The organism is Micromonospora sp. WMMD980 (assembly GCF_029626035.1).
In the GTDB taxonomy this organism is placed as follows: Bacteria; Actinomycetota; Actinomycetes; order Mycobacteriales; family Micromonosporaceae; genus Micromonospora.
This window is the reverse complement of record NZ_JARUBE010000003.1, coordinates 4,230,640-4,256,066: the sequence shown is the minus strand read 5'-3', so window position 1 is coordinate 4,256,066 and position 25,427 is coordinate 4,230,640. Positions and strand designations below refer to the sequence as shown.

Genomic DNA, 25,427 nt, shown 5'->3' with positions numbered 1-25,427 from the left:
GAATGAGCGCAAACGGGGGCAACAAGGCGATCGTCGCCGCCCTGGCGGCGAACCTCGGCATCGCCGTCACCAAGTTCATCGCGTTCCTGCTGACCGGCTCGTCGTCGATGCTGGCGGAGTCGATCCACTCGGTGGCCGACTCCGGCAACCAGGGTCTGCTGTTGATCGGCGGTCGGCGGGCCAAGCGGGAGGCGACGCCGCAGCACCCGTTCGGGTACGGCCGGGAGCGCTACATCTACGCGTTCATCGTGGCGATCATCCTGTTCAGCCTCGGCGGCCTGTTCGCGCTCTACGAGGCCTACCACAAGGCGTCCGACCCGCACCCGATCGAGAGCTGGCAGTGGGTGCCGGTGGTGGTGCTGCTGGCCGCGATCGTGATGGAGGGCTTCTCGTTCCGCACCGCGATCAAGGAGTCCGACCTGATCCGGGGCAAGCAGACCTGGATCCGGTTCATCCGCCGGGCCAAGGCTCCGGAGCTGCCCGTGGTGCTGCTGGAGGATTTCGGCGCGCTCGTGGGTCTGGTCTTCGCGCTCTTCGGTGTGGGCATGACGCTGGCTACCGGCAACGGCATCTGGGACGCCGCCGGCACCGCCATGATCGGCGTGCTGCTGGTGGTCATCGCGATCACGCTGGCGATCGAGACGAAGAGCCTGCTGCTCGGTGAGGGCGCCGAGCGGAGCGAACTGACCAAGATCGAGCAGGCCGTCACCGGCGGCCCGGAGGTCGAGCGGATCATCCACATGAAGACGCTCTACCTGGGCCCGGAGGAGCTGCTGGTGGCCGCGAAGATCGCGGTGCCGGCCTGCGAGAGCGCGGAGGAGCTGGCCCGGGGCATCAACGCCGTCGAGGCGCGGATCCGGCGCGAGGTGCCGATCGCCCGGGTGATCTATCTGGAGCCGGACATCTGGAGCGCGGCGGCCCAGCGGGCGGGCACCGGCCAGGCCGCCGACACCGCCGTGCCGGAGGCGGCGGAGGACGACGCCGCCGGCGCGGGCGCGCCGGAGGCCGTGCCGGCCGACGAGGTGGCCGGACGACCCGGGAGCTGACCGATGGAGTTGTTGCAGGGCCGGATCCGGGACTACGCCTGGGGCTCGCGCACCGCGATCGCCGAGTTGCAGGGCCGGCCGGTGCCGAGCGACGGGCCGGAGGCCGAGCTGTGGCTGGGTGCCCACCCGGGCGCCCCGGCCACCGTAGACCGGGACGGCCGGCCGGTGAGCCTCACCGAGCTGCTGGTGGCCGAGCCGGGGCACTGGTTGGGTGAGCGGCTGGTCGGCCGGTTCGGCACCCGGCTGCCGTTCCTGCTGAAGGTGCTGGCCGCGGACGCTCCGCTGAGCCTCCAGGCGCATCCCGACGCCGAGCAGGCGCGGGCCGGGCACGCGGCCGACGACGGGCGGGTCAACTACGTCGACCCGTACCACAAGCCGGAGTTGCTGGTGGCGCTGAGCGAGTTCGAGGCGCTCTGCGGCTTCCGCGACCCGGCCGGGTCGGCGGCGGTGATCGCCGGGTTCGGCGTACCCGCGCTGGCGCCCGTGGTGGCCGCGTTGCGCACCGGGCCGGCGGGCCTGCGGGAGGCTGTGCGCGCGCTGTTGAGCTGGCCGGAGGCGGAGCGTGCGGGGCTGGTGGCGGCCGTGCTGGCGGCGGCGACCGCCGGGCCGGCGTCGCCGGACGCCGCGCTGGTGCGCACGCTCGCCGCCGGGTACCCGGCCGATCCGGGCGTGGTGGTGGCGCTGCTGCTGCACCACGTCCGGTTGGCGCCGGGCGACGGGATCTGGATGCCGGCCGGCAACCTGCACGCCTACCTGCGCGGCACCGGCGTCGAGATCATGGCGGCCAGTGACAACGTGTTGCGCGGCGGCCTGACCCCGAAGCGCGTCGACGTGGACGAGTTGCTGCGGGTGCTGCGCTTCGAGGTGCTGGCCGATCCGGTGCTGCGCGCGGAGCCGGTGGCGCCGGGGGTGCTGACCTGGCCGGTGCCGGTGGAGGATTTCGCGTTGCACCGGGTGGCGGTGGGCGCCGGTTCGCCCGGGGTGCGGCTGACGCTGCCCGGTCCGCGGGTGGTGCTCTGCCGGGCCGGCACGCTGTCCGTGGACGACGGTGTGGGCGTGGTGACGTTGGGCGCCGGCCAGTCCGCGGTCGGCACGGCGGCCGGCGGTGCGCTGGCGCTCGCCGGGGACGGTGAGGCCTTCGTGGCCACCTGCGGCCTGCGCTGATCCGCCTGATCTCGCGAAACGGCCCGGAGTTCAGTGGCTGACGGTAACGTTATGAGTGCGCAGCGTTGTCGCGACGAAGGTCCGGGAACGCGCGGGGAACCAAACCGGGGGGATGCACGGGGCGGCTGGGCCGTGGGCGGAAAGTCCGTTCACGACCGTCCGCCCCGTGCGCTGTCCGGCACCCGTCCGCCAACCGGCCCTGGGTGAGCGGCTTCACGCGCGTAGGGTGGAAGGCTGCGCAGCACTTCCTTCGACAGGAGCTTCCATGACCAGCACCCTCCCGGCGGCCACCAGCGGCCCGTCGTCCGGCGCCCGGCCGAGCACCCTCGCCGAGGGCGACTACAAGGTGGCGGATCTGTCGCTCGCCGAGTTCGGCCGCAAGGAGATCCGGCTCGCAGAGCACGAGATGCCCGGCCTGATGGCGATCCGGCGCGAGTTCGCCGACGCCCAGCCGCTCGCCGGCGCCCGCATCACCGGCTCGCTGCACATGACCGTCCAGACCGCCGTCCTGATCGAGACCCTGGTCGCGCTCGGCGCGCAGGTCCGTTGGGCGTCCTGCAACATCTTCTCCACCCAGGACCACGCCGCCGCCGCGATCGTGGTCGGCCCCGAAGGCACCCCGGAGGCCCCGGCGGGCGTCCCGGTCTACGCCTGGAAGGGCGAGTCGCTGCCGGAATACTGGTGGTGCACCGAGCAGGTGCTCGCCTGGCCGGACGGGCAGGGCCCGAACATGATCCTCGACGACGGTGGCGACGCCACCCTGCTCGTCCACAAGGGCGCCGAGTTCGAGAAGGCCGGTGTGGTGCCGCCGGTCGAGTCCGCCGACTCCGAGGAATACGCCGTCATCCTCGAACTGCTGCACCGCTCGCTCGGTGAGGACGCCCAGCGCTGGACCCGGATCGCCGCCGGCATCAAGGGCGTCACCGAGGAGACCACCACCGGCGTGCACCGGCTCTACGAGATGCACCGGGCCGGCACCCTGCTCTTCCCGGCCATCAACGTCAACGACTCGGTGACCAAGAGCAAGTTCGACAACAAGTACGGCTGCCGCCACTCGCTCATCGACGGCATCAACCGGGCCACCGACGTGCTGATCGGCGGCAAGATGGCCGTCGTCATGGGCTACGGCGACGTGGGCAAGGGCTGTGCCGAGTCGCTGCGCGGCCAGGGCGCCCGGGTCGTGGTGACCGAGGTCGACCCGATCTGCGCGCTCCAGGCGGCGATGGACGGCTACCAGGTCGCCACGCTCGACGACGTGGTGGAGCAGGCCGACATCTTCATCACCGCGACCGGCTGCTTCGACGTGATCACCAACGAGCACATGGCCCGGATGAAGCACCAGGCCATCGTGGGCAACATCGGCCACTTCGACAACGAGATCGACATGGCCGGCCTGGCCAAGCGCTCGGACGTCACGCGGGAGAACATCAAGCCGCAGGTCGACGTGTGGCGTTTCGAGGACGGCCACGCCATCATCGTGCTTTCCGAGGGTCGCCTGCTGAACCTGGGCAACGCCACCGGGCACCCGAGCTTCGTGATGTCGAACTCGTTCGCCAACCAGACGATCGCGCAGATCGAGCTGTTCACCAAGACCGACGAGTACCCGATCGGCGTCTACGTGCTGCCCAAGCACCTCGACGAGAAGGTCGCCCGCCTGCACCTGGACGCGCTCGGCGCCAAGCTGACCACGCTGACCAAGGAGCAGGCATCCTACCTGGGCGTCTCCCCGGAGGGCCCGTTCAAGTCCGAGCACTACCGCTACTGATCGACGCCTCCCGGGCCGGGCACTCGCCCGGCCCGGACGGGCCGACCGGGATGATCCGTCCCCTCACCGGGCGCGTGTCGCCCGGCTTCTCCCCAGGACGAGCAGCCCGGGGGCCAGCACGAGTCCGGATGCCGCGGCGGCCGGCACCGAGTCCGCCGGGAGCAGCGGGACCGCCCAGGGGCGAGGGTGGCCCGTCGGGGCCGTACCGGCCACCCCCACGGCCAGTGCCAGCACGACCGGTGCCACCCAGGACAGCTCCCAACTCAGCAGCCGACCGGACAGCAGCGCCACACCCAGCCAGAAGAGGAAGTCGCGGGCGGCGCCGAACGCCAGATGCCCGGCGCCACTGACATGGGTGAGGCCGAGGAAGGTGACCACGCCGGTCAGCCCACCCACCACCGTCTGCAGCATCTCCCAGCGCCAGAGCGGCCTGGCCGACGAGGATTCGACGTCCGACATGTCGCTGTGCAGATGCACCGACAGCGTCACGGCGAACGCCAACGAGATCAGCACCAGGGCGTTGACCGGGGCGGAATGGACACCGACGGCCGGGAAGTAGACCGTCTGCCGGCCGACCAGGGCCACCGTCGCCGCCAGCAGCCCCAGCACGGGCGCCGCCCGACCGATTCGCCTGGCGCGGAGATACCGGCCCAGCTCGCTACTGGGCACAGGTCTTGTCACCGACCACCTGGTAGCGGGCTCGGGCCCAGGACGCCTGCTGGAGTGGATCCTGGCCGAGCACCTCCCGCACCGTGTCCCGGACCCGTGGCGGTGTCCGGTCGAGAAGAGTGTCGTCGCCGGTCACCCGGACGGCGAGCCAGGTCCGCAGCATCACGCTGTTCTCCGCCCAGGCCCGGCGCTGATCCGTGGCCATGGTCGGACATGTCCAACGTGCGGGCAGCACCATCGAGATCATCGACGTCACCATGGCGCGGTCCCAGTACCCGACCCAGAATCCGCTCTGCGGGCCGGTGCCGGTGAGCCCCTCCTCGTGCAGCGTCGCCGGCAGCGGTACGGCACTCACCGCCGCGGCGGCCAGCCGTCGCGAGGCGTGCACGGCGTCCGCCAGATGACGCTGCTCCTCCGGCCAGACGCACACCTGCGGCTGTTGGCCCGCGCACACGGGACGGGCGGGTGCCGGACGCCCGACACGCAGTGGCCCGGTCAGCGGCATGGCGGCCACCAGGGCGAGGGCGGCGACGCCACCGCCGGCGAGGAGCCTTCGCTCGAACCGGATGCCGGAGCGCATCGCCCGCCGGCCGAGCACCGCCGCACCGGCGACCGCGGCCACCGTCGCGGCCCCGGCCAGGGCGAGACGAACGCCGAGCGCGGCAGGCGCGAACGCCACCTGTGGATGACCGGAGAGCACGGACAGCGCGAAGCGCGGGTCGTCCTGGAGCCAGGACAGGGCGGTGAAGGTCGTGATCGCGGCGAGCGGGGGCGCGGCGCGGGACGAGAAGCGGGTCCCGGCCAGGTGGCCGATCGCGGCACAGGTCACGAGCGTGCCGGCGCCCAGCAGAAGGTAGCCGGGCCAGGGCCGGCCCGGCGCGCCGTCCGCCGCCGCGATCGCGAGGACCGCGAGCGGGGCAGCCGCGTAGACGAGAAGCCCGAGGAGGACCACGACCGCGAACCGGACCAGTTCGACGGTCCAGGCGGGGCGAGCGGCGCGACTGAGCTGCTCCCGCATCCCGTCGCGCCGGGTTCGACCGCCGGACCACGTCGCGACCGCGGCGACGGCCGGTCCCACGATCAGTACGGGCCACTGGGCGCGGGCACTGGCCTGGGACCAGACCGTCGTCCACTCGCCCGGTCGTCCGAAGACCAGCAGCAGTTCGAGCGCGATGAGCACCGGAGCGCACCAGAGCAGCGGCGAGCGACGTATCTCGATCAGTATCTGTCGGCTCATCGGGGTGACCTCGTGGCATCTCTGACGACCGCGGCATAGCCGCGCTCGATGCGACTCTCCCCGCGTTCGCTCGCGGTGCCGAGTTCGGCGAGTTCGGCCGGCGTGCCGGCATAGAGCGGTCGCGCCCAGTCCGTACTGGTGCCGTGCGGCGCCGTCCACGATGTCGCCCAGGCCGGCGTACTCGCGGCCCGGGCTTCGTACCCCGATGAGCGAGGCCGGCTCGCTCCTGGCGGACGTCAGTGCGTCGAGGGCGATCGCGACGTTGGCGTGCTCGTGCGGCGGGAAGGTCGCCGTCACCACCGGCATGTCGAGCGGACTCCGCCCGAGATGCCGTTCCAGCCGGTCGAACAGGGGCCCCGGCGGCGGGGCCGGCGCGAGCCGGGACATCGCCCGCATGAACTGCTGAAACTGCCGGCCGAAGTCGGCCGCGTCGAACCCCTCGGTCATCTCGCCCCCGCCGCCGTGGCTCCGGCCACCATATCGACCTCGGGGCCGGCAGCCACCCGAGCTGCCCGCGCGGGGGAGTCAGGTTGCCATGAACGACTTGACGACCGGCCCGAACCAGGAGCAAGGTATGGCTGCCCTAAGTTAACTGAGGCATGCCTGACCTACGACGGAGTAACGGATGTTCGCCACGTACCTGATCGGCCTGCGGGAGGGCCTGGAAGCGACCCTGGTGGTCAGCATCCTGGTCGCCTTCCTCGTGAAGTCGCAGCGGCGTGACCGGCTGCCCCAGGTCTGGGCCGGCGTCGGCCTGGCCGTGGCGCTCTCCGTCGTGTTCGGCTCGCTGATCCAGTACACCTCGACCTCGCTGCTGCGCACCTCCGAGTCGCGCGAGTTCTTCGAGGCGGTGACATCGGTCGCCGCCGTGGTCTTCGTGACCTGGATGATCTTCTGGATGCGCAGGGCGGCCCGGTCGATCGCGGGCGAGCTGCGCGGCAAGCTGACCGAGGCGCTCGCCGTCGGGTCGCTCGCGGTGGCCGGGATGGCCTTCCTCGCGGTGGTCCGGGAGGGCCTGGAGACCGCGCTGATCTTCTACGCCGCCGCCGAGAGCGTGGCCGGCGGCACCGGGGCGGGTTCGCTGCTCGCCCTGATCGGCGGCATCGGCACCGCCGTGGTAATCGGCTTCGGGCTCTACCGGAGCGCTCTGAGGATCAACCTGAGCCGCTTCTTCACCTGGACCGGCGCGCTGCTGATCCTGGTCGCCGCCGGCATCCTCAAGTACGGCGTGCACGACTTCCAGGAGGCCGGGGTGCTGCCCGGCCTGAACAACCAGGCCTTCGACATCTCCGCCACGCTGGACCCCAACGCCTGGTACGGCGCGCTGCTCGCCGGGATGTTCAACATCACCGCCGCGCCGAGCGTGCTGGAGCTGATCGCCTGGGTCGCCTACGCGGTGCCGGTGCTCGTGCTCTTCCTGCGCAAGCCGACCCGGCCCGCTGCGCCTGCGGCCACGCCCGCCGTGGCCCCGGAGTCCGCGACGCCGGCCGGGTCCCCCGAGCCCACGGCAGCCCCGGCCGAGCCGATCCGGCCGGCCGCCGAGCCCGCCGCCCCGGCCCGGAACGCCCCGGCCGAGCGGTCGCAGCCGGCCGCCACCGCCCCGCCCCCGCGCGCCTGACGCGCCCGTCTCCGAGGAGAACCCGCACCGATGCGTACCACTCGATTCGTCGCGCCCGCCGCCGCCGGGCTGCTCGCCGTCGCCGGCCTGGCCGGCTGCGGGGGCGGTGACGACGCCGACGCCACCGCGGGCGGCCCGATCGCCGTCAAGGCCACCGACACCGCCTGCGAGGTCGGCCGCACCGCGATCGACGCGGGTCAGGTGACCTTCAAGGTGACCAACAGCGGCTCCAAGGTCAACGAGTTCTACGTCTACGCCGCGGGTGACCGGGTGATGGGCGAGGTCGAGAACATCGCCCCCGGGCTGAGCCGTGAACTGCGCGTCGAGCTGCCCGCCGGGACGTACGAGACCGCCTGCAAGCCGGGGATGAGCGGCCGGGGCATCCGGGGCGCGCTGAAGGTCAGCGGCACCGCCGCGAGCGTCGCGCCGGACGCCGCGCTCACCGAGGCCACCGCCAGCTACCAGCGCTACGTGCGCAGCCAGACCGCCGCGCTGCTGACCAAGACCGAGGAGTTCGTGGCCGCGGTCAAGGCCAACGACGTGGCGAAGGCCAAGGCGCTCTACCCGGTGACCCGCACCTACTGGGAGCGGATCGAGCCGGTCGCGGAGAGCTTCGGCGACCTCGACCCGAAGATCGACGGCCGCGAGGAGGTGATCGAGGAGGGCATGGAGTTCACCGGCTTCCACCGGATCGAGAAGGACCTCTGGACCACCGGCGACATCAGCAAGGACGGCCCGATCGCCGACCAGCTCCTGGTCGACGTCAAGGCGATCGTGGCCAAGGCCGACGCCGAGAAGCTCACCCCGCTCCAGCTCGCCAACGGCGCCAAGGCGCTCCTCGACGAGGTCGCCAGCGGCAAGATCACCGGCGAGGAGGAGCGGTACTCGCACACCGACCTCTGGGACTTCAACGCCAACCTGGAAGGCTCGAAGGCTGCCGTCGCCGCGCTGCGTCCGGCCCTGGAACAACGCGCGCCGGACCTGGTCAAGCAGCTCGACGCCGAGTTCGCCACCGTCGAGGCCGCGCTCGGCAAGCACCGGGCCGGCGACGGCTGGAAGCTGCACACCCAGCTCAGCAAGACCGAGCTGAAGGAGCTCTCGGACAGCATCAACGCGCTGGCCGAGCCGGTCAGCAAGATCGCGGCGGCCGTCGCGCGATGACCACCCCGGCCGGCGGTGACGCGACGAGCGAGCCGAACGACACCCGCATTGGACGCGGCGTCTCCCGGCGCCGGGCGATGACCCTGGCCGGCGTCGGCGTGGCCGGCGTGGCCGGAGCGGCGGCCGGCGCGGGCGCCCTGCTCGCCGGCGGCGACCAGGCGTCCGCCACCGGGACCGCCGCCGGAGCGGTGCCGTTCCTCGGCGAGCACCAGGCCGGCATCACCACCGCCGCCCAGGACCGGCTGCACTTCGTCGCGTTCGACGTCGTCACCAAGGACCGGGACCGGCTGGTCACGATGCTCCAGGAGTGGACCGCCGCCGCGGCCCGGATGACCGCCGGCAGGGACGCCGGGCTGATCGGCGCCGTCGACGGCATGCCGGAGGCCCCGCCGGACGACACCGGCGAGGCGCTCGGGCTGCCCCCGTCGCAGCTCACCGTCACCGTGGGCTTCGGCCCGTCGCTGTTCCGCGACGCCCAGGGCCGGGACCGCTTCGGCATCGCCGCCCGCCGCCCGGCCGCGCTGGCCGAGCTGCCGCACTTCGCCGGCGACGCGCTCAAGCCGGAGCTGTCCGGCGGCGACATCTGCGTCCAGGCCTGCGCCAACGACCCGCAGGTGGCGGTGCACGCCATCCGCAACCTGGCCCGGATCGGCATGGGCGTGGTCAGCGTCCGTTGGTCGCAGCTCGGCTTCGGGCGTACCTCGTCGACGTCGCGCGACCAGGCCACGCCGCGCAACCTGTTCGGCTTCAAGGACGGCACCGCCAACCTCAAGGCCGAGGACGCCGGCCTGCTCCGCGAGCAGCTCTGGGTGCAGCCGGGCGACGGCCCGGACTGGATGGCCGGCGGCTCCTACCTGGTCACCCGCAAGATCCGGATGCTGATCGAGACCTGGGACCGCAGCCCGCTGGCCGAGCAGGAGACGATCACCGGCCGGACCAAGGGCAGCGGCGCCCCGCTGGGCCGGCGCGACGAGTTCGACGAGCCGGACTTCGCCGCGAAGGGCGACGACGGCCAACCGGTCATCGCGGAGAACGCGCACGTGCGGCTCGCCCACCCCGACCAGAACGGCGGCGCCCGGCTGCTGCGCCGCGGCTACAACTTCGTGGACGGCTCGGACGGCCTGGGCCGGCTCGACGCCGGGCTGTTCTTCATCGCCTACCAGCGGGACCCGGGCAAGCAGTTCGTGCCGATCCAGACCCGGCTGGCCCGCAACGACGCGATGAACGAATACCTGCGGCACGTCTCCAGCGGCCTGTTCGCCTGCCCGCCCGGCGTGCGCGACGCGGCCGACTGGTGGGGCCGCGCGCTGTTCTCCTGAGCCGGCCCGCCGGCGGGCGTCGGCGTGGGGCCCCGCGCTCAGCGGCGGGGCGGGCCGGGCTCGGCGGGCTCCGGCGCGGCCCGCCGTAGCGGCGTCGGGACCGGCGCGGCCGGCGTGCCGGCCAGCTCCGGCCAGAGCGTGTCGGTGACCACCCGGGTGCGACCCAGCCGGTGGGCGGCCCGGCGCCCCCGCTCGGCCAGCACGGCGGCCAGGTAGGCCCACTCCGGCGCCCGCCACGGCGGTGGCGGTGACGTCACGGCCGCCACCTCCGCCCACAGCTCCCGGCCCAGCCCCACCGCCTCCGGCGTGGCGAGCTGCGGCAGCCGGTCCACGTACTGCCGGACGGCCAGGGCCAGCCCGTCGTCCACCTGGGTCAGATCCAGTGTGGCCGCCCAGGCGAGCAGCGGCGGTACGGCCGGCGGCAGCGGTCGCCACACCCCGGCGCCCCGGGTGTGCACCACGAGCGTGCCGGCCACCAGGTCGCCCAGCCGCCGCCCGCGCCTGTCGGTGAGCATCACCGTCACGGTCGCCGCCCAGCTCAGCAGCGGCAGCACCAGGCCGGGCCACTCCACCGCGACGCCGACCAGCGCCCGGGTGAGCGACTGCCCGACGCCGACCGGCCCGCCGTCGGCCCGTACCACCCGCAGTCCCACCGCCAGCTTGCCGACCGTCCGGCCACCGACGAACCGTTCCATCACCACCGGGTAGCCGACGAACACCAGCACCAGCAGGACCACCTGGAGGCCGCCGGCCAGGGCGGCGTCCAGCACGTCCGGGGGCAGCGCGAGCACCAGCATCGACAGCGCCGCGCCGAGCACGAGCGTGAGGCCGATCTGGACGATCAGGTCGACGAGCAGGGCGAGCACCCGGGAGCCCAGCCGGGCGACCCGGACGTCCAGCTCCACCGCCTCGCCGCTGACCAGACCGGCGTCGGCCCAGCGGGACGGCGGAGGTTGCGCGCGCACCCCGACAGTGAACACCATGGACGCCGGACGGGGGAGGACTGGTGGATCTCGACGCGTACGCGGCGGAGCACGGGGCGCAGTGGCGTCGGCTGGAGCAGTTGACGGCCCGGCGCCGCCTGGACCCGGCCGAGGTCGACGAGTTGGTCACGCTCTACCAACGCACCGCCACCCACCTCTCCACACTGCGCAGCCGGGCTCCCGAGCCGGTGTTGGTCGGGCGGCTCTCCCACCTCGTCCTCGCCGCCCGGGCCCGGATCACCGGTCGTCCCCGGCCCTCCTGGGCGTCGGTGCGCCGGTTCCTGCTGGCCGACCTGCCGGCCGCCCTCTACCGGGCCTGGCCGTGGTGGTGCGGCGTGGCGACCGCGTTCAGCGCGCTGACCGCGTTCCTCATCTGGTTCGTCGCCGGCCACCCGGACACCGCCGCCGCGTTCATCGGCGCCGAGTCGGCCCGGCAACTCGTCGACTCCGGCTTCGCCGGCTACTACACCGAGTTCGCCGCGCCGACCTTCGCGTTCCACCTGTGGACGCACAACGCCTGGCTGGCGGCCCAGTGCCTGGCCGCCGGCGTGCTGGTGCTGCCGGTGTTCTGGCTGCTGTGGCAGAACGCGTTGAACATCGGCGTGGTCGGCGGGGTGATGATCTCCTACGACCGGGCGGACGTCTTCTTCGGCATGATCACGCCACACGGCCTGCTGGAGCTGACCGGCATCCACATCGCCGCCGGGGTGGGGCTGCGGACGGCCTGGGCGTGGATCGCCCCGCCCGCGCATCTCGGCCGCGGCCGGGCGGTCGCCGAGGCGGGACGGGCGGCGATCGTGGTGGCGGCCGGCCTGGTCGGGCTGTTCGCGGTGTCCGCGCTGCTGGAGGCGTTCGTCACCCCGGCCCCGCTGCCGACCGCCGCGCGGGTGGCGGCCGGCGCCCTGGTCTGGATGGCGTTCCTGGCCTACGCGCTGGTGCTCGGCGGGCGTGCGGTCAGAGCTGACCGAGCGACTTGAGCCGCAGGTAGGTGTCGGCGACGGCGGGCGCGAGCCGGTGGGCGGGCACGTCCACCACCGTCACCCCGTGCCGGGACAGGGCGGCGCGCACCCGGCCTCGCTCGGCGAGCGCGCGCCAGGCCGACGCGGCCGCGTAGGGGTCGTCGGGGCCGGTCGGGGTGGCGGTGGTGAGCCCGGTCAGCGCCGGGTCGTGGGTGGCCGCCAGCACCACCCGGTGCCGGGCGGCCAGCCGGGGGAGCACCGGCAGCAGTCCTTCCCGCACCGCGCCCGGGTCCAGTGCGGTGAAGAACACCACCAGGCTGCGTCGCCGCTCGCGGCGCAGCACCTCGGCGGCGATCAGCTCGAAGTCGGTCTCGGCCAGCGCCGGCTGGAGCGGCGCCATCGCCTCCACCAGGCGGGTGAGCAACGCCGGGCGGCCGCTGCCGGTCACCCGGGCGCGCACGACGGTGTCCACGGCCAGCAGGTCGACCCGGTCGCCGGCGCGGGCGGCCAGCGCGGTGAGCAGCAACGCCGCGTCGATGGCGGTGTCCAGCCGGGGTTCGTCGCCGAGCCGGACCGCCGCGGTGCGGCCGGTGTCGAGCACGCAGACCAGCCGCCGGTCCCGCTCCGGGCGCCAGGTGCGCACCAGCACGTCGGCACGGCGGGCGCTGGCCCGCCAGTCGATCGACCGGACGTCGTCGCCGACCGCGTACTCGCGCAGGGTGTCGAACTCGGTGCCGTGGCCGCGGCCCCGGGTCACCTGCATGCCGTCGATGACCCGCAGCCGGGCCAGCTTCTCCGGCAGGTGCCGGCGGGAGTCGAAGCGCGGCAGCACCCGCAGCGTCCACGGTGGGGTGGCGGGTCGCCCGGCCCGCTGCCGGAAACCCAGCCGCAGCGGCCCGAGCGAGCGTACGGTCAGCGCCACCGCCGGCCGGTCGCCGCGTCGGGTCGGGGTGAGGCGGACCGGCAGGGCGGCCGTGCCGCCGGGCGGGACGGTCAGCACTTCGTGGGCGGACCGTTCCGGTCGTGCCCCGGCCGACGGCACCCACGCGTCCCGCACCTGGGCGTGCAGCGTGCGGTCGGTCGGGTTGGCCAGGTGCAGGGTGACGGTGGCGGTGCCGCCGAGCCGGACCGTCCGGTCGCCGACCCGGTGCACGGTGAGCGCGTGCGGCGGGGCCGCGAGCGCCCGGTCGAGGGCCACCAGCAGCAGCACCGCCGCGGTCAGCACGGCGACGCCGAGGAACGGCGCCGGCCAGGCCGGCAGCGTCGCGGCGCCCGCCGCGAGCAGCAGGCCCGCCCGCCAGGTCATCGCGGCGTCGGCACGGTGGCCAGCACCGAGTCCAGCACGGCGTCCACCGTGACGCCCTCCAGCTCCACCTCCGGCCGGGGCCGGAGCCGGTGGCGCAGCGTGGGGCGGGCGACCGCCTTCACGTCGTCCGGCGTGACGTGGTCGCGGCCGGCCAGCCAGGACCACGCCTTCGCGGTGGCGAGCAGCGCGGTGGCACCCCGGGGAGAGGCGCCCAGCTCCAGGGCGGGGGTGGACCGGGTGGCGCGGCAGAGGTCCACGATGTAGCCGAGCACCGGCTCGGCCACGTGCACCGCGTGGGCCTCCGCCCGGGCCGCGGCGAGATCGGCCGCGCCGGCCACCGCGCGTACGCCGGCGGCGCGCAGGTCGCGCGGGTCGAAGCCGGCGTGGTGCGCGCGGAGCACGCCCAGTTCCTCGTCCCGGCCGGGCAGCGGCACGGTCAGCTTGAGCAGGAAGCGGTCGAGCTGCGCCTCGGGCAGTGGGTAGGTGCCCTCGTACTCCACCGGGTTCTGGGTGGCCGCGACGATGAACGGCTCGGGAAGTGGGCGGCGCTCGCCCTCGACCGTCACCTGCCGCTCCTCCATCACCTCCAGCAGCGCCGACTGGGTCTTGGGCGGGGTCCGGTTGATCTCGTCGGCGAGGAGGAGGTTGGTGAAGACCGGCCCCTCGCGGAACGTGAACGCGGCGGTGCGCGGGTCGAAGATCAGTGAGCCGGTGACGTCGCCGGGCATCAGGTCGGGGGTGAACTGCACGCGCTTGGCGTCGAGGTCGAGCGCGGCGGCCAGGGTGCGGACCAGCAGCGTCTTGGCCACCCCCGGCACGCCCTCGAGCAGCACGTGGCCCCGGCAGAGCAGCGCGATCACCAGGCCGGTGACCACGGCGTCCTGCCCGACGACGGCCTTGCCCACCTCGGCGCGCAGCCGGTGCAGGGCGGCGCGGGCGTCCGACGGGGCAGCGGCGATGACGGGTCCGGTCACCGGGTTTCTCCTTCGCTCGGATGCGGGGCCAGGGTACGGGTCAACGTGTCCAGCTCACGGGCCAGCTCCAGCAGCTCCCGGTCGGTGCCCGGCGTGGGCCCGTGCAGCAGCTCGGCGACCCGTTGCGGGTCGCCACCGATGTCGGCGGCGACCCGGGCGGCCACCTCCTCGTCCGGGGTGTCGGGAGGCAGGTTGAGCCGGGGCAGGATGCGGTCCGACGCGGCGTCCCGCAGCGTCGCGGCGACGGTGTCCCGGGCGCCCGCCCGCCGATAGAGCCGGGCCCGGCCCCGTACGGTCTCGGCGGCCCGGACGGTCACCGGCAGCGGCTCCGCCACCGGTGGGCCGAGCCGGCGGGCCCGCCAGAGGACCACCAGCAGTCCGGCCACGGCGAGCTGCGCCAGGATCGCCCAGAACCAGGTCGGGAACGCGCCCCACAGCGGGTTGTCGACACCCGGCGGCGGATCCGTCCGCTCGGGGCGTGCCGAGGCGGTCCCGCTCGGCGCGGGCGCGCCGTCGACCTCCCGGGTCGGCGACGGGCTCGGACTGGTCGGTTCGGGTTCGGGAGCGGGCAGGTCCAGCCACACCACCGGGCGGCCGCCGCCGCCGAGCAGGCCGGTGGCGAGGACCTGGTTGCCCCACTCGTCGATCCGGTCGTTGCGGAACGGGTCGCTGGCGCCGACCAGCACGATCTCCACGCCGCCGGGGATCCGTAGCAGCGCGCCGCCGTAGCAGCGGTCGGCGCGGTCCGGCCCGGCGTACCGCTGGCGGTCGACCGCGGCCGTGCCGGCGCGCACCGCCTCGGGCAGCCGGCACGACGCGTCGTCGGCGTCCGGCGGCAGGGCCCGGGCGGCCCAGCGGCGGTCGGTCGGTTCGGCCGGCGCGCGCAGCTCCACGAGCGCGCGGCGGGACGGCTCGACCAGCACCAGCCGGCTGCCGGGCGGCAACGCGGTCAGGACGGCCAGGGTGTCCGGCCGCAGCAGGTCGGGCGCCGGCACGAACAGCGTGCTCGGCGCGGCCCCGGCGGTACGCAGCGCGGCGGCCGTGTCGGTCGCCCGGCTCGTCGACACCCCCTGCGCCGCCAGCGCCTCGGCGAGGCGGCTGCCCCCGTCGTCGTCGGTGGCCACGGGAGAGAGGAAGCCGCGTTCGTCCGGGTCGGGCTGGTCCACCCCGTGCAGGACCAGGGTGGTCACGATCAGCAGCAGGCCCAGCCCGAGCGGGATCAGGATCCGGTGCCGGCGGCGGCGCGTCGGCGCCGGAGTGGCGGTCACCGCGGTTCCTCCTCGCCGGTCAGCTCACGTCGCAGGTCGGCGGCGAGGACGCGCATCCGCTGGTCGTGCCCGGCGGTGGCGGTGCGTTGGGCGTACCAGAGGTCGGAGAAGATCGTTCCGGCGGCGTGCAGGGTGGGCCGCAGCGTCGGCCGGTTCCGGGCCGCCGCCTCGGCCACCTCGGTGACGGTGAGCCCGGCCCGTGGCTCCACCAACTGCCGCGTGACCAGGAGCCGGACCATCTCGCGCAGCCGTTCCCGGACCGCCTCGGCGTACCGGCCCTCGGCGGCCAGCCGGTCCGCCGCGCCGAGGTGGTCGGTCGGCCCGGACGGCGCCTCGCGGGGGGCGGGCACGCGCGCCGCCGGAAGGTCCGGCCGACGCCGGCGGGCGGGCCGGCGCATCCGGGGCAGCCGGAGTCGGAACCGGGGTGACCGGAAGCGCGGCAGCCTCGGCCGGCGGAGCCGGGGCAGCGCGAACCGGGGCAGCCGGCGGGGCACCCAGGCCGGGAGGGAATACCAGGCCAGCGCGGCGAGCAGCGCGACGGCGAGCAGCAGCAAGGCGACCAGCGGCAGGGGTATCACGTCGCCGAGCGCGGCGGCCGTCTCGGTCCACCACCGGCTCACCGCCGGGCCGCCAACAGCACGGGCTCCGGCACGCCGGCAGGCGCCCGGGAGAGCCGGATGTCCAATCCCTCGGTGCGGATCCGGGTCTCCAGGTGCAGGACCGCGTCCAGGCAGGCCAGCGCCGGGTACGCGAGCGCGTTCACCGCGACCTGGGCGGCGACGGCCACCGGCAGCGCGAAGGCCGACACGTCGAACAGGCCCAGCCGCCCGAGGCCGTAGGGGACGCCCAACCCGATGCCGATCCGGACCAGCCACCAGCCCAGGTAGCCGAGCAGCCGGACGGCGGCGGCGCGCCCGCCGACCCGGACGGCCAGCCGGACCGCCCGCCCCGGGGCGCGGTGCGCCGGAACCCCGTCGAGCACCAGCACCGGCACCACGAGGCCGAGCAGCCCGTACGCCACGAACCAGGCGGGGCCGGCCAGCCCGGCGAGGCCGACGAGCAGCCCCACCGCGAGCGCGACGAGCACTGTCGCGCCCGGGCGGGCCGCGCGCAGCAGCTCCGCCGGCGCCAGGCGGCGGTCGAGCAGCGCCGCCCCGCCGGCGCGCGCGGCCGGGTTGCCGAGCAACGCGATGATCATGGCTTCGGTGGCGGCGCCGACCGCGAGCAGCAGCCAGTACCAGCCGAGGCGCGGCTCGCCGCCCGGCCACCAGCCGGGTGGGTGGGCGCCGGCCAGCATCCGCACCGGGTGGAGCAGGATCTGCTCGGCCAGGGCCAGCGGGACGGCCAGCGGGACGAGCACCCGGGCCTGGTCGCGCAGCAGCAGGACGGCGGCGTCCAGCAGCTCACCGACGGTCACCGGGCGGCGCGGGAGCACCGCGATCGGGCCGGCGTCGGACACGCGAACTCCTGGACGGCGGGGCAGAGGTGGCGGGCGGGGCGACACCCGGGGGATCATGGTTGCACGGCGGGTCCGCATCCGGTGGACCCGTCCGCCGTGGGCGCGCCACGCTGGCCGGGCACGCCGCCGGCTGTGGTGCGTGGGCGCGCTCGGCGCTACCGTGCCGGCAAGACTCCGACCTCCGACTGAACGGGGATGGAACGATAAACCCCATGAGAGCCCGCGTACTCGTGGTCGACGACGACCCCGCCCTTGCCGAGATGCTCGGCATCGTGCTGCGCAGCGAGGGCTTCGTGCCGTCCTTCGTCGCCGACGGAGAACGGGCATTGGCCGCGTTCCGCGACAGCCGGCCCGACATCGTCCTGCTGGACCTGATGCTGCCCGGCATGAGCGGCATCGACGTGGCCCGGGCGATCCGGGCCGAGTCCGGCGTGCCCATCGTGATGCTGACCGCCAAGAGCGACACCGTCGACGTGGTGCTGGGGCTGGAGTCCGGCGCCGACGACTACGTGGTCAAGCCGTTCAAGCCCAAGGAGCTGGTGGCCCGGATGCGGGCCCGGCTGCGGCGCGGCGAGGACGTCGCGCCGGAGTTGCTCACCATCGGCCCGCCCGGCAACCAGATCACCATCGACGTGCCGGCGCACACGGTCAGCCGGGACGCCGAGGAGGTGAAGCTGACGCCGCTGGAGTTCGACCTGCTGGTCGCGCTCGCCCGCAAGCCGCGCCAGGTCTTCACCCGCGAGGTGCTGCTGGAGCAGGTGTGGGGCTACCGGCACGCCGCCGACACCCGGCTGGTCAACGTGCACGTGCAGCGGCTGCGCGCCAAGATCGAGCCGGACCCGGAGCGACCCGAAATCATCCTCACCGTTCGGGGCGTGGGCTACAAGGCGGGCACCGGATAACCTGGGCAGCACTGTGGTGACCACCTCGCTGCCCGACCCGCCGACGCACGCGTCCCGCCGGCTGCACGCCGTGCGGGCGCTCCGACGCGACCTGGTCGGCCGGTCGGCCCGGCTCGTCGCGGGCGTGCGCCAGGCATGGCGGCGCTCGCTCCAGGTCCGCGTGGTCACCATCACGCTGGTGGCGTCGAGTCTGCTGGTGGGCGGTTTCGCCTACCTGATCGCCGACAAGATCACCAACATCCTGTTGGAGAACGCCGAGACCGACGTCCGGTTGCGGCTGAGCAACGGCAGCGAATACGCCGCGAAGCAGTTCAACCTCTACAGCCAGCCGCAGGAGGCCCAGCTCCAGGACACCATCGACGGCACGGTCAACTACCTGGCCGGCGGTGACCCGACGCAGACCAGCGGCGTGGTGGTGGCGATCACCGCGGACAACTTCGCCGAGTTCATCGAGCCACGGGTGTCGCCCGACGTGTCGGTCCGGGCGGTCATCGGCGACGAGCTGCGGCGCACCGTGACGTCGGGCAAGGTGGCCCACCAGATCCGCACCGGCACGCTCGGCGGGGAGCGCACGAAATACCTGGTCTACGGCTCGCCGGTGCCGACCAAGTTCGGGCAGGTGGAGCTCTACTACCTCGTACCCCTGGCCCGGCAGGACGCCACGGCGGCCGACGCCCGCGCCACGGTGGTGGCCACCGGCGTCGCCCTGGTGCTCCTGCTCGGGCTGCTGGCCGCCCTCGTCACCCGCCTGGTGGTCACCCCGGTCCGGGTCGCGGCGCGCACCGCGCAGCGGCTCTCCGCCGGGCTGCTCGACCAGCGCATGGTGGTCTCCGGCGAGGACGACCTGGCCCTGCTCGCCGCCTCGTTCAACCAGATGGCGACCAATCTGCAACGGCAGATCCTCCGGCTGGAGGAGATGTCCCGGCTGCAACGCCGGTTCACCTCGGACGTCTCGCACGAGCTGCGTACCCCGTTGACCACGGTGCGGATGGCGGCCGACCTGATCTTCACCGAGCGCGACGGGTTCGACCCGGCGGTGGCCCGCAGCGCCGAGCTGCTCCAGGCCGAGCTGGACCGGTTCGAGGAGCTGCTCACCGACCTGTTGGAGATCAGCCGGTTCGACGCCGGCTTCGCGGTGCTGGACAGCGAACCCACCGACCTGGTGCCGGTGGTGCACCGGGTGACCGAGCGGCTGGCCGGGCTGGCCGAGCGGGTGGGCGTCGCGATCGAGCTCGACCTGCCGGGCACGGCGGTGATCGCCGAGGTCGATCCGCGCCGCGTCGAGCGGGTGCTGCGCAACCTGGTCGGCAACGCGGTCGAGCACGGTGAGGCCAAGCCGGTGCGGATCACCCTGGGGATGGACCAGAGCGCGGTGGCGGTCACCGTGCGGGACCACGGCGTCGGCCTCAAGCCGGGCGAGGAGAAACTGGTGTTCAACCGGTTCTGGCGCGCCGACCCGTCCCGGGCCCGGCAGACCGGTGGCACCGGCCTCGGGCTGTCGATCAGCCTGGAGGATGCCCGGCTGCACGGCGGCTGGCTGGAGGCGTGGGGCGCGCCGGGGCAGGGCGCCCAGTTCCGGCTGACCCTGCCGGCCCGGGCCGGTGACCGGCTCACCACCTCGCCGCTGCGACTGGTGCCGGCCGACGCCACCCTGCCGTTCGGCGGCCCGCGCGACGGCGGCCTGCTCGCCATCGGCCCGGGCAGCGGCGCCGGGGCGCTGGCCGTCGGCCCCGCCGATCCCGAGCACGCGGAGGCCCGGCCATGAGCGCGCGGAGCGGGCGGCGGTCGACAACCCGGCGCCTGCTGGTCGGGCTGCTGGCCGGCGCGCTGCTGATTCCCGCCGGCTGTGGCATCCCGGCCGAGACCGACGTCCAGGTGGACGGGTCGGTGCCGGTGGCCGAGCCCGGCTCGCTCAACGGCCCGCCGGCCGCGCCGCCGGCGCCGACCGACAGCGACGAGCCGGTGCCGTTCATCGAGAACTACCTGCGGGCCGCCGCCGCCGGGGATCGGGACCAGGCCTACGCCCGGGCCCGCAGCTTCCTCGCCACCGAGGCCCGCGACCAGCTCCCGGGCAAGCCGCAGAGCAGCGAGATCGAGCTGACCGTGGTGCGGCTGCGGGCGAAGCCCGAGAGCACCCCGCCGAACAACCAGGGCACCAGCACGGTGCGGATCAAGGTGCAGCAGGTCGGTGTGTTGCGCGCCGACGGCACGCTGGGGCCGCCGACGGCCACCGAGACCGAGTACGTCTTCGAGTTGCGCCGGGCCGAGCCCCCGGGCAGCGGTCTGTTGATCACCCGGCTGCCACCCCCGTTGCTGACCAGCGACTCGGCGCTGCGCGAGTACTACCGCCAGCACAAGGTCTACTTCTGGAACTCGGATCTGACCCGCCTGGTGCCCGACCTGCGCTACCTGCCGGCGGTGCCGGCCGAGCGGCTGGTCACCGAGGTGGTGAAGTGGCTGGCCGGTGGCCCGTCCGACTGGCTGGAGCCGGGGGTGACCGGGCTGCCCGACCGGACCCGGCCGATCAACAACGCCACCGGCGCGAACTCCCAGTGGGAGGTCAACCTGGACATGCCCGGGGCCAACGAGGAGCGGTTGGCCCGGCTCGGCACCCAACTGGCCTGGTCGTTGCCGGAGTTGACCGGCCAGCTCGACCTGAAGATCCAGAACCAGAAGCGGTTCAGCGTCGACCTGGTGCGGGAGCGCACCGAGCACGACGCCTACCCGCGTGGCGCGGACCCGACGCGGTTCACCGTCTACGACGGCGTCATCCATCCCCTCGCGCTCGCCAGCGAGCGGCGGGGCGCCGTTCCGCTTCCGGCGGCCGAGAACCGCAACGTGGTCTCCGCGTCGATCGCCCGCGCCGACGACCAGGTGCTCGCCGCGTTGGTGGTGACCGGGCCGGAGCGGCGTCTCCGGCTCAAGGTGGGCACCGGCCTCGACCCGGTGACCGTCTTCGCCAGCAGCGCGGCGACGTTCGGCACGATGAGCCGGCCTACCTGGCTGCGTTCGCTGGACCGGGCCCACCCGGCGGGCCTGGTGGCGGCCGACGGCAAGCTCTGCCGGTTCGACGGGTCGGCCGTGCTCAGCCCGGTCCCGCTCAACGTGGCCGGGAAGGTGGTGGCGGTGGCCGGGTCGCTCGACGGCCAGCGGATCACGCTGGTGGCCGGCGGCGCGATCTACGTCGCGCCGGTGAACGTCGAGGGCGGCGTGGTCAGCGTGGGCCAGCCGCGTCGGCTGCCGACGCTGCTCACCGGCGTCACCGCCGCCGACTGGATCTCGGAGGACCAGCTCGTCCTCGCCGGCAACGACCCGGACCGGCGTCCGGTCATCCACCAGCTCAGCGTCGACGGCGGTTTCGAGTCCCCGTTGAAGAACGACGTCGGTTCGGCGGTGACCCAGCTCGCCGGATATCCGGGCAGTGGGGACCGCGGGCTGCCCGCGTTCTCCTTCATGTACGAGGCGAACGGCGCGGCCTACCAGAACAACCCGTTCGAGTTCATCAAGCGGCAGCAGGTGCTGGACGTGCCGGCGGGCAGCCGGGTGGTCAACCCGACCGCGCCCTTCTTCCTCTACTGAGGCCCCGATGCCGGATCTGGGCGGGCTCTTCTCGGACCTGACCGATCTGGTGCTGCCGGCCGGGTGCGCCGGCTGCGCCGCGCGCGCGCCGGTTCTGCGGCAGGGCTTCTGCCCACGCTGCGTCGGCGAGCTGGAGTCGTTGCGGCCGGCGCCGACCCGCCCCGACCCGGCCCCGCCCGGTCTGCCGCCCTGCGTCGCGCTCGGCCCGTACGCCGGAGCGCTGCGGGAGGGGCTGCTGGCGTACAAGGAGCGGGGTCGGCACGGGCTGGCCCGGCCGTTGGGCGCGTTGCTGGCCGAGGTGGTGGCCGTGGCGGTGGGGCGGCCGGGCCCGGTGACGCTGGTGGCGGTGCCGGACACCGCCCGGGCGGCCCGGGCGCGGTACGGCGACCATCTGGACCGGATGGCGCGTCCGGCGGCGGCCCGGCTGCGTGCCGCCGGTTGGCCGGTTCAGGTGCGGCGACCGCTGCGGGCGTCGCCCCGCCCGGACTCGGTGGCGCTGGACAGCGCCGGTCGGGCCGCGGCGGCCGAGTCGGCGTTCCGGTTGCGCCGGTCCGCGTCGGTGCGGCCGGCCGGAACGGTGGTGCTGCTCGACGACATCGTCACCACCGGCGCCACGCTGGCGGCGGTGAGCCGGAAATTGCACGCCGCGGGAATGACGCCAAAGGTCGCGGTGGTGCTCGCCGCAACGCAAAAGTGGCGGCGTCGGTGACGCTTCGTGCATCCCTTTCACCCCATGGTGTATGAGGTGTTAAATTTCGCGACCGCTCTCCGCAACCGGGGGTGACGGGGGGCCCAACAGGAGTTAGCGTTTCGGTGTCGGGGGTAGTGAGGATGCCAACCTTCCCCCGGCATCGGAAGGAGGCGTAGCCGAACACCACCGGTCGACGCCGAGCGGAGTCCTCCCAGGCGCGTCGACCGGAAAGATCCGGACCGAACGACCGTCCGAACAAGGGAGGTCACGTGGACATCGTGGTCAAGGGCCGTAACGTCGAAGTGCCGGACCATTACCGGGTGCACGTAGCCGAAAAGCTCGCAAAGATCGAACGCTACGACCACAAGCTCATCCGCGTTGATGTCGAGTTGTTCCACGAGCGCAATCCGCGCCAGGCCGACCACTGCCAGCGGGTGGAGATCACCTGCGTCACGCGTGGTCCGGTGATCCGGGCCGAGGCCTGCACGAACGACTTCTACAGCGCGCTCGACGCCGCCATCGCCAAGCTGGACACCCGCTTCCGTCGGGCGGCCGACCGCCGCCGGGTGCACCGCGGGCGGCACGCGCCGCTCTCGGTGGCCGCCGCGACCGCCGGCCTGCCGGTGGCCGACCTCGACGGGCCCGGCCTGGCCTCGCTCAACGGGCACGGCACGGCCACCGCCGTGGCCGAACGCCCGGACCAGAACGGTCCCGAGGAATCCGACGACCAGCCGTGGCACATCGCCCGGGAGAAGGTCCACCCGGCCGAACCGATGACCGTCGACGACGCGTTGTTCCAGATGGAGCTGGTCGGCCACGACTTCTACCTGTTCCTCGACAAGGAGTCCGGCCGCCCGAGCGTGGTCTACCGCCGCCGCGCCTACGACTACGGCATCATCTCGCTCGACACCTGACCCCTTGGCCGACGAGGCGGGCCCCCGCCGCACGCGGGGGCCCGTTCAGTCCCGGTCCGAGGCCAACCGGCCGTAGACCACGGCGTCGGTGCGGGCGCCGTCCGCGCCGGGCATCCGCCCGCGCAGCAGCCCCTCGCGCCGGAAGCCGGCCCGCTCCAGCACCCGTCGGGAGGCGACGTTCTCCGGTCGGGTGCCGGCCCAGAGCCGGGCGACGCCGATGTCGAAGGCCCATCCGGCCAGCAGGCGGATCGCCCGGGTGGCGAGCCCTCGGCCCCGGGCCTCGGGCAACAGGCTGTAGCCGACCGTGGCCTGGCCGGCGGTCGGCTCGTCGTAACCCAGCGCGCAGCCGCCGACCAGCGCGCCGGTGGCCGCGTCCACGATCGCCAGGTCGGCGGCGTCACCGGCCAACCAGTAACCGGCCGCGAGCCGGCAGCGACGCGCGATCGACTCCCGATCCGGCGGCACCGGCGGCACCCGGTTCGCCACCACCTCCGGCAGCGTGTGCAGCCGGTGCAGCGCGTCGGCGTCCGCCGGCGCCAGCCGGCGCAGCGTCACCACGCCGTCGCCGAGCCGGCCGCCCGGCAGGTCCGGCAGCAACCGGGCGGTCGGCCCGGGCGGGTCGTCGGCCAGTCGCACCCACGCCACCAGGTCGTGGCGTCCGCCGTCGCGGGCCGCGCTCGCCGCCCGGCGGACGCCCTCGTGCCGGTAGCCGCAGGCCAGCGCGGCCCGTTGGCTCGGCTCGTTCTCCCGGTGGGTGAGCAGTTCCAGCCGGGCCGCGCCGGCGGCGAAGGCGCGCTCGCCGAGCGCCCGGGTGGCGGCGGTCGCCACGCCCCGTCCACGGGCCCACGGCGCCACCCAGTAGCCGATCTCGAAGTCCCCCCGGGCCGGGGCGAGCCGGGTCAGCCCGATGCCGCCGAGCAGCCGGTCGGTGTCCGGGGCGGCGATCGCGTACGCGCAGCCGCCGGCGGCCCACACCGCAGGCTCGCCCTCGGTGATCCACCACCGGGCGCTGTCCGCGTCGTAGGGGTCGGGCAGGGCCGGCAGGAAACGTCGGGTCTCCGGGTCGCCACAGCCGGCCACCAGGTCCGGCACGTCGCCCGGCCGGGTCCGCCGCAGCCGCACCCCGTACGCCTCGATCGTCTCCGGGGTCACCTGAGGTCCTGCGGCAGCAGCCCGCCGACCCACACGTCCTGTCGTTCCCCGCGGTGCGGGATGCCGCCGCGCAGCGTGCCCTCGACGGTGAAGCCGGCCTTCTCGGCGGCCCGGCGGGACGCGGTGTTGCCGACGTTCGCCCGCCACTCGACGCGGGCCAGGCCGAGCGTGGTGAAGCCCCAGGCGCAGACCGCGATGAGCGCGGCCGGCAGATAGCCCCGGCCCCGGGCGTGCGGCGCGGTCATGAAGCCGACGTCGGCCACCAGCGGGTCGGCGGCGAGGATCCGCAGGTCGAGCGAGGCGACGTAGCGGTCCTCCGGGTCGGCAACCGCGAACATCGCCGCGGTGCCCCGGGCCCAGGCCGGCCGCACCAGGTCGTGCAGGTAGCCTTCGGCGTGCTCGGGCCGGTAGGGGTGCGGCACGGTGGTCCAGCGCACCGTCTCCTCGTCCTGGCAGGTCCGGACGACCTCGGCCAGGTCCTTCTCCTCCAGCGCGCGCAGCCGCAGCTCGGTGCCGCCGGCGGTGGCGAACAGGACGGGTTGCGGCCGGCCGAAGACCGCCGCGCGGCGGGCCTGGAGCGTGGCCGGGCCGTACGGCACCGGAGCGCCCGGCGCGGTCAGCTCGGCCGGGAGGAGCGAGCCGATCCACCCCTCCGGCCGGCCCCCGTCGGCGGGGTGGGCCAGCCGCAGCTCGCCCTCGACCCGGAAGCCGGCGCGCAGCGCGACCAGCCGGGAGGCGTGGTTGCCGATCTCGGCCTGCCAGGTCAGCCGGCGCAGCTTGAGCGCGTCGAACGCCCAGCGGGCGACGGCCCGGGTGGCGCGTACCGCGACGCCGCGCCCGCGGGCCCACGGCGCGGTCCAGTAACCCACCTCGGCGGAGTCCAGCGCGCGGTCGACGGAGACCAGGCCGCACGAGGCGAGCAGCTCACCGGTGTCGGCGTCGCAGACCGCGAACGGCGCTCCGGTGTCCTGCGCCCAGGCCGTCGCGCTGATCGTGGTCACGAACGCGAGGGCGTGTTCGGGCAGGTACGGGCGAGGTACGGTGGTCCAGCGCTGAATGTCCGGGTCCTGGCAGGCGCGGTGCACCTCGTCGGCGTCCGCCGCCCGCCAGGGGCGCAGTAACAGCCCGTCCTCGACGATCTCCACAGGCTCCATCCGAGCCATGGTGCCGGATCGTTCGCGGACGGCGTAACCCGATTTGCGGCCACCGGGCACATGGTCGCGGTGTTATGTCGGGTTCGCGGGTCCGGACCGCCGCCACC

Annotated in this window: 22 protein-coding genes; 12 read left to right on the top strand and 10 right to left on the bottom strand. The window is 74.4% G+C overall.

Going from position 1 to position 25,427, the window contains the following annotated elements; genetic code table 11:
* Positions 1-2: 2 nt before the first annotated feature.
* The 3 genes from O7618_RS19910 (at position 3) to ahcY (ending at position 3,975) form a co-directional block, all read left to right on the top strand.
* On the top strand, positions 3-1,046 hold the full coding sequence (locus O7618_RS19910) for a cation diffusion facilitator family transporter (protein ID WP_278107614.1): 1,044 nt from the start codon (positions 3-5) through the stop codon (positions 1,044-1,046).
* Positions 1,047-1,049: 3 nt separating this feature from the next.
* Positions 1,050-2,210, top strand: coding sequence for a mannose-6-phosphate isomerase, class I (manA, locus tag O7618_RS19905; RefSeq protein ID WP_278107613.1), 1,161 nt, complete (start codon positions 1,050-1,052; stop codon positions 2,208-2,210).
* Between the two features lie 265 nt (positions 2,211-2,475).
* A complete protein-coding gene (gene ahcY / locus O7618_RS19900) occupies positions 2,476-3,975 on the top strand; it encodes an adenosylhomocysteinase (RefSeq protein ID WP_278107612.1) in 1,500 nt (499 codons plus the stop codon).
* 63 nt (positions 3,976-4,038) lie between these two features.
* On the opposite strand, the gene O7618_RS19895 is transcribed toward ahcY, so the two are convergent.
* Positions 4,039-4,584, bottom strand: a complete 546-nt coding sequence (locus tag O7618_RS19895) for a hypothetical protein (protein ID WP_278107611.1) — start codon at positions 4,582-4,584, stop codon at positions 4,039-4,041.
* 49 nt (positions 4,585-4,633) lie between these two features.
* Positions 4,634-6,328 (bottom strand): hypothetical protein, encoded by a 1,695-nt coding sequence (locus O7618_RS19890; protein WP_278107610.1) that lies wholly within the window; start codon positions 6,326-6,328, stop codon positions 4,634-4,636.
* 178 nt (positions 6,329-6,506) lie between these two features.
* Here O7618_RS19890 and efeU point away from each other — a divergent pair, with 178 nt between their 5' ends.
* Genes efeU through efeB form a run of 3 tightly spaced genes read left to right on the top strand, consistent with a single transcriptional unit; the run spans position 6,507 to position 9,979 of the window.
* Positions 6,507-7,499 carry an iron uptake transporter permease EfeU gene (gene efeU, locus O7618_RS19885; RefSeq protein ID WP_278107608.1) on the top strand — a complete coding sequence of 331 codons (993 nt, stop codon included), beginning with the start codon at positions 6,507-6,509 and terminating at the stop codon, positions 7,497-7,499.
* 30 nt (positions 7,500-7,529) lie between these two features.
* A complete protein-coding gene (gene efeO / locus O7618_RS19880; protein ID WP_278107607.1) occupies positions 7,530-8,660 on the top strand; it encodes an iron uptake system protein EfeO in 1,131 nt (376 codons plus the stop codon).
* The gene (gene efeB, locus O7618_RS19875) at positions 8,657-9,979 is read left to right on the top strand and encodes an iron uptake transporter deferrochelatase/peroxidase subunit (RefSeq protein WP_278107606.1); all 1,323 of its coding nucleotides are present in this window, start codon (positions 8,657-8,659) and stop codon (positions 9,977-9,979) included. The genes efeO and efeB overlap by 4 nt, the downstream gene beginning before the upstream one ends.
* Before the next feature lie 38 nt (positions 9,980-10,017).
* Here efeB and O7618_RS19870 read toward each other — a convergent pair whose 3' ends face one another.
* On the bottom strand, positions 10,018-10,944 hold the full coding sequence (locus tag O7618_RS19870; RefSeq protein WP_278107605.1) for an RDD family protein: 927 nt from the start codon (positions 10,942-10,944) through the stop codon (positions 10,018-10,020).
* Positions 10,945-10,985: 41 nt separating this feature from the next.
* On the opposite strand from O7618_RS19870, the gene O7618_RS19865 reads away from it, so the two are divergent.
* On the top strand, positions 10,986-11,939 hold the full coding sequence (locus O7618_RS19865; RefSeq protein WP_278107604.1) for a stage II sporulation protein M: 954 nt from the start codon (positions 10,986-10,988) through the stop codon (positions 11,937-11,939).
* On the opposite strand, the gene O7618_RS19860 is transcribed toward O7618_RS19865, so the two are convergent.
* Genes O7618_RS19860 through O7618_RS19840 form a run of 5 tightly spaced genes read right to left on the bottom strand, consistent with a single transcriptional unit; the run spans position 11,917 to position 16,928 of the window.
* The gene (locus tag O7618_RS19860) at positions 11,917-13,227 is read right to left on the bottom strand and encodes a DUF58 domain-containing protein (RefSeq protein WP_278107603.1); all 1,311 of its coding nucleotides are present in this window, start codon (positions 13,225-13,227) and stop codon (positions 11,917-11,919) included. The two genes, O7618_RS19865 and O7618_RS19860, sit on opposite strands and share 23 nt — an antisense overlap.
* The gene (locus O7618_RS19855) at positions 13,224-14,201 is read right to left on the bottom strand and encodes a MoxR family ATPase (protein WP_278107602.1); all 978 of its coding nucleotides are present in this window, start codon (positions 14,199-14,201) and stop codon (positions 13,224-13,226) included. The genes O7618_RS19860 and O7618_RS19855 overlap by 4 nt, the downstream gene beginning before the upstream one ends.
* Positions 14,198-15,469, bottom strand: coding sequence for a DUF4350 domain-containing protein (locus O7618_RS19850; RefSeq protein ID WP_278107601.1), 1,272 nt, complete (start codon positions 15,467-15,469; stop codon positions 14,198-14,200). The genes O7618_RS19855 and O7618_RS19850 overlap by 4 nt, the downstream gene beginning before the upstream one ends.
* Positions 15,466-16,089, bottom strand: coding sequence for a DUF4129 domain-containing protein (locus O7618_RS19845; RefSeq protein WP_278107600.1), 624 nt, complete (start codon positions 16,087-16,089; stop codon positions 15,466-15,468). The genes O7618_RS19850 and O7618_RS19845 overlap by 4 nt, the downstream gene beginning before the upstream one ends.
* Positions 16,086-16,928: a hypothetical protein gene (locus O7618_RS19840; RefSeq protein ID WP_278107599.1), complete on the bottom strand. Its 843-nt coding sequence runs from the start codon at positions 16,926-16,928 to the stop codon at positions 16,086-16,088. The genes O7618_RS19845 and O7618_RS19840 overlap by 4 nt, the downstream gene beginning before the upstream one ends.
* A 212-nt stretch (positions 16,929-17,140) precedes the next feature.
* Here O7618_RS19840 and mtrA point away from each other — a divergent pair, with 212 nt between their 5' ends.
* The 5 genes from mtrA (at position 17,141) to raiA (ending at position 23,014) form a co-directional block, all read left to right on the top strand.
* On the top strand, positions 17,141-17,830 hold the full coding sequence (gene mtrA, locus O7618_RS19835; protein ID WP_091060316.1) for an MtrAB system response regulator MtrA: 690 nt from the start codon (positions 17,141-17,143) through the stop codon (positions 17,828-17,830).
* A 70-nt stretch (positions 17,831-17,900) separates the two neighbouring features.
* Entirely contained in the window at positions 17,901-19,595 is a 1,695-nt protein-coding gene (gene mtrB / locus O7618_RS19830) for an MtrAB system histidine kinase MtrB (RefSeq protein ID WP_278110081.1), read from the top strand.
* Positions 19,592-21,409, top strand: coding sequence for an LpqB family beta-propeller domain-containing protein (locus O7618_RS19825; RefSeq protein WP_278107598.1), 1,818 nt, complete (start codon positions 19,592-19,594; stop codon positions 21,407-21,409). Before mtrB ends, O7618_RS19825 begins: the two co-directional genes overlap by 4 nt.
* Positions 21,410-21,416: 7 nt before the next feature.
* Positions 21,417-22,118 (top strand): ComF family protein, encoded by a 702-nt coding sequence (locus O7618_RS19820; RefSeq protein ID WP_278107597.1) that lies wholly within the window; start codon positions 21,417-21,419, stop codon positions 22,116-22,118.
* A 251-nt stretch (positions 22,119-22,369) separates the two neighbouring features.
* Positions 22,370-23,014 (top strand): ribosome-associated translation inhibitor RaiA, encoded by a 645-nt coding sequence (gene raiA / locus O7618_RS19815; protein ID WP_278107596.1) that lies wholly within the window; start codon positions 22,370-22,372, stop codon positions 23,012-23,014.
* Between the two features lie 45 nt (positions 23,015-23,059).
* Here raiA and O7618_RS19810 read toward each other — a convergent pair whose 3' ends face one another.
* Together O7618_RS19810 and O7618_RS19805 are read right to left on the bottom strand one after the other, a co-directional pair.
* Positions 23,060-24,166: a GNAT family N-acetyltransferase gene (locus O7618_RS19810; protein WP_278107595.1), complete on the bottom strand. Its 1,107-nt coding sequence runs from the start codon at positions 24,164-24,166 to the stop codon at positions 23,060-23,062.
* Positions 24,163-25,320 (bottom strand): GNAT family N-acetyltransferase, encoded by a 1,158-nt coding sequence (locus tag O7618_RS19805; RefSeq protein WP_278107594.1) that lies wholly within the window; start codon positions 25,318-25,320, stop codon positions 24,163-24,165. The genes O7618_RS19810 and O7618_RS19805 overlap by 4 nt, the downstream gene beginning before the upstream one ends.
* Between the last annotated feature and the right edge of the window lie 107 nt (positions 25,321-25,427).

What these genes read in the sequence shown, in the direction of transcription:
- efeU (WP_278107608.1), top strand. Translation starts at nt 6,507, where the DNA reads ATGTTCGCCACGTACCTGATCGGCCTGCGGGAGGGCCTGGAAGCGACC.
- O7618_RS19825 (WP_278107598.1), top strand. Translation starts at nt 19,592, where the DNA reads ATGAGCGCGCGGAGCGGGCGGCGGTCGACAACCCGGCGCCTGCTGGTC.
- mtrA (WP_091060316.1), top strand. Translation starts at nt 17,141, where the DNA reads ATGAGAGCCCGCGTACTCGTGGTCGACGACGACCCCGCCCTTGCCGAG.
- O7618_RS19890 (WP_278107610.1), bottom strand. Translation starts at nt 6,328, where the DNA reads ATGACCGAGGGGTTCGACGCGGCCGACTTCGGCCGGCAGTTTCAGCAG.
- O7618_RS19820 (WP_278107597.1), top strand. Translation starts at nt 21,417, where the DNA reads ATGCCGGATCTGGGCGGGCTCTTCTCGGACCTGACCGATCTGGTGCTG.
- O7618_RS19805 (WP_278107594.1), bottom strand. Translation starts at nt 25,320, where the DNA reads ATGGAGCCTGTGGAGATCGTCGAGGACGGGCTGTTACTGCGCCCCTGG.
- ahcY (WP_278107612.1), top strand. Translation starts at nt 2,476, where the DNA reads ATGACCAGCACCCTCCCGGCGGCCACCAGCGGCCCGTCGTCCGGCGCC.
- O7618_RS19910 (WP_278107614.1), top strand. Translation starts at nt 3, where the DNA reads ATGAGCGCAAACGGGGGCAACAAGGCGATCGTCGCCGCCCTGGCGGCG.
- manA (WP_278107613.1), top strand. Translation starts at nt 1,050, where the DNA reads ATGGAGTTGTTGCAGGGCCGGATCCGGGACTACGCCTGGGGCTCGCGC.
- O7618_RS19860 (WP_278107603.1), bottom strand. Translation starts at nt 13,227, where the DNA reads ATGACCTGGCGGGCGGGCCTGCTGCTCGCGGCGGGCGCCGCGACGCTG.
- efeO (WP_278107607.1), top strand. Translation starts at nt 7,530, where the DNA reads ATGCGTACCACTCGATTCGTCGCGCCCGCCGCCGCCGGGCTGCTCGCC.
- efeB (WP_278107606.1), top strand. Translation starts at nt 8,657, where the DNA reads ATGACCACCCCGGCCGGCGGTGACGCGACGAGCGAGCCGAACGACACC.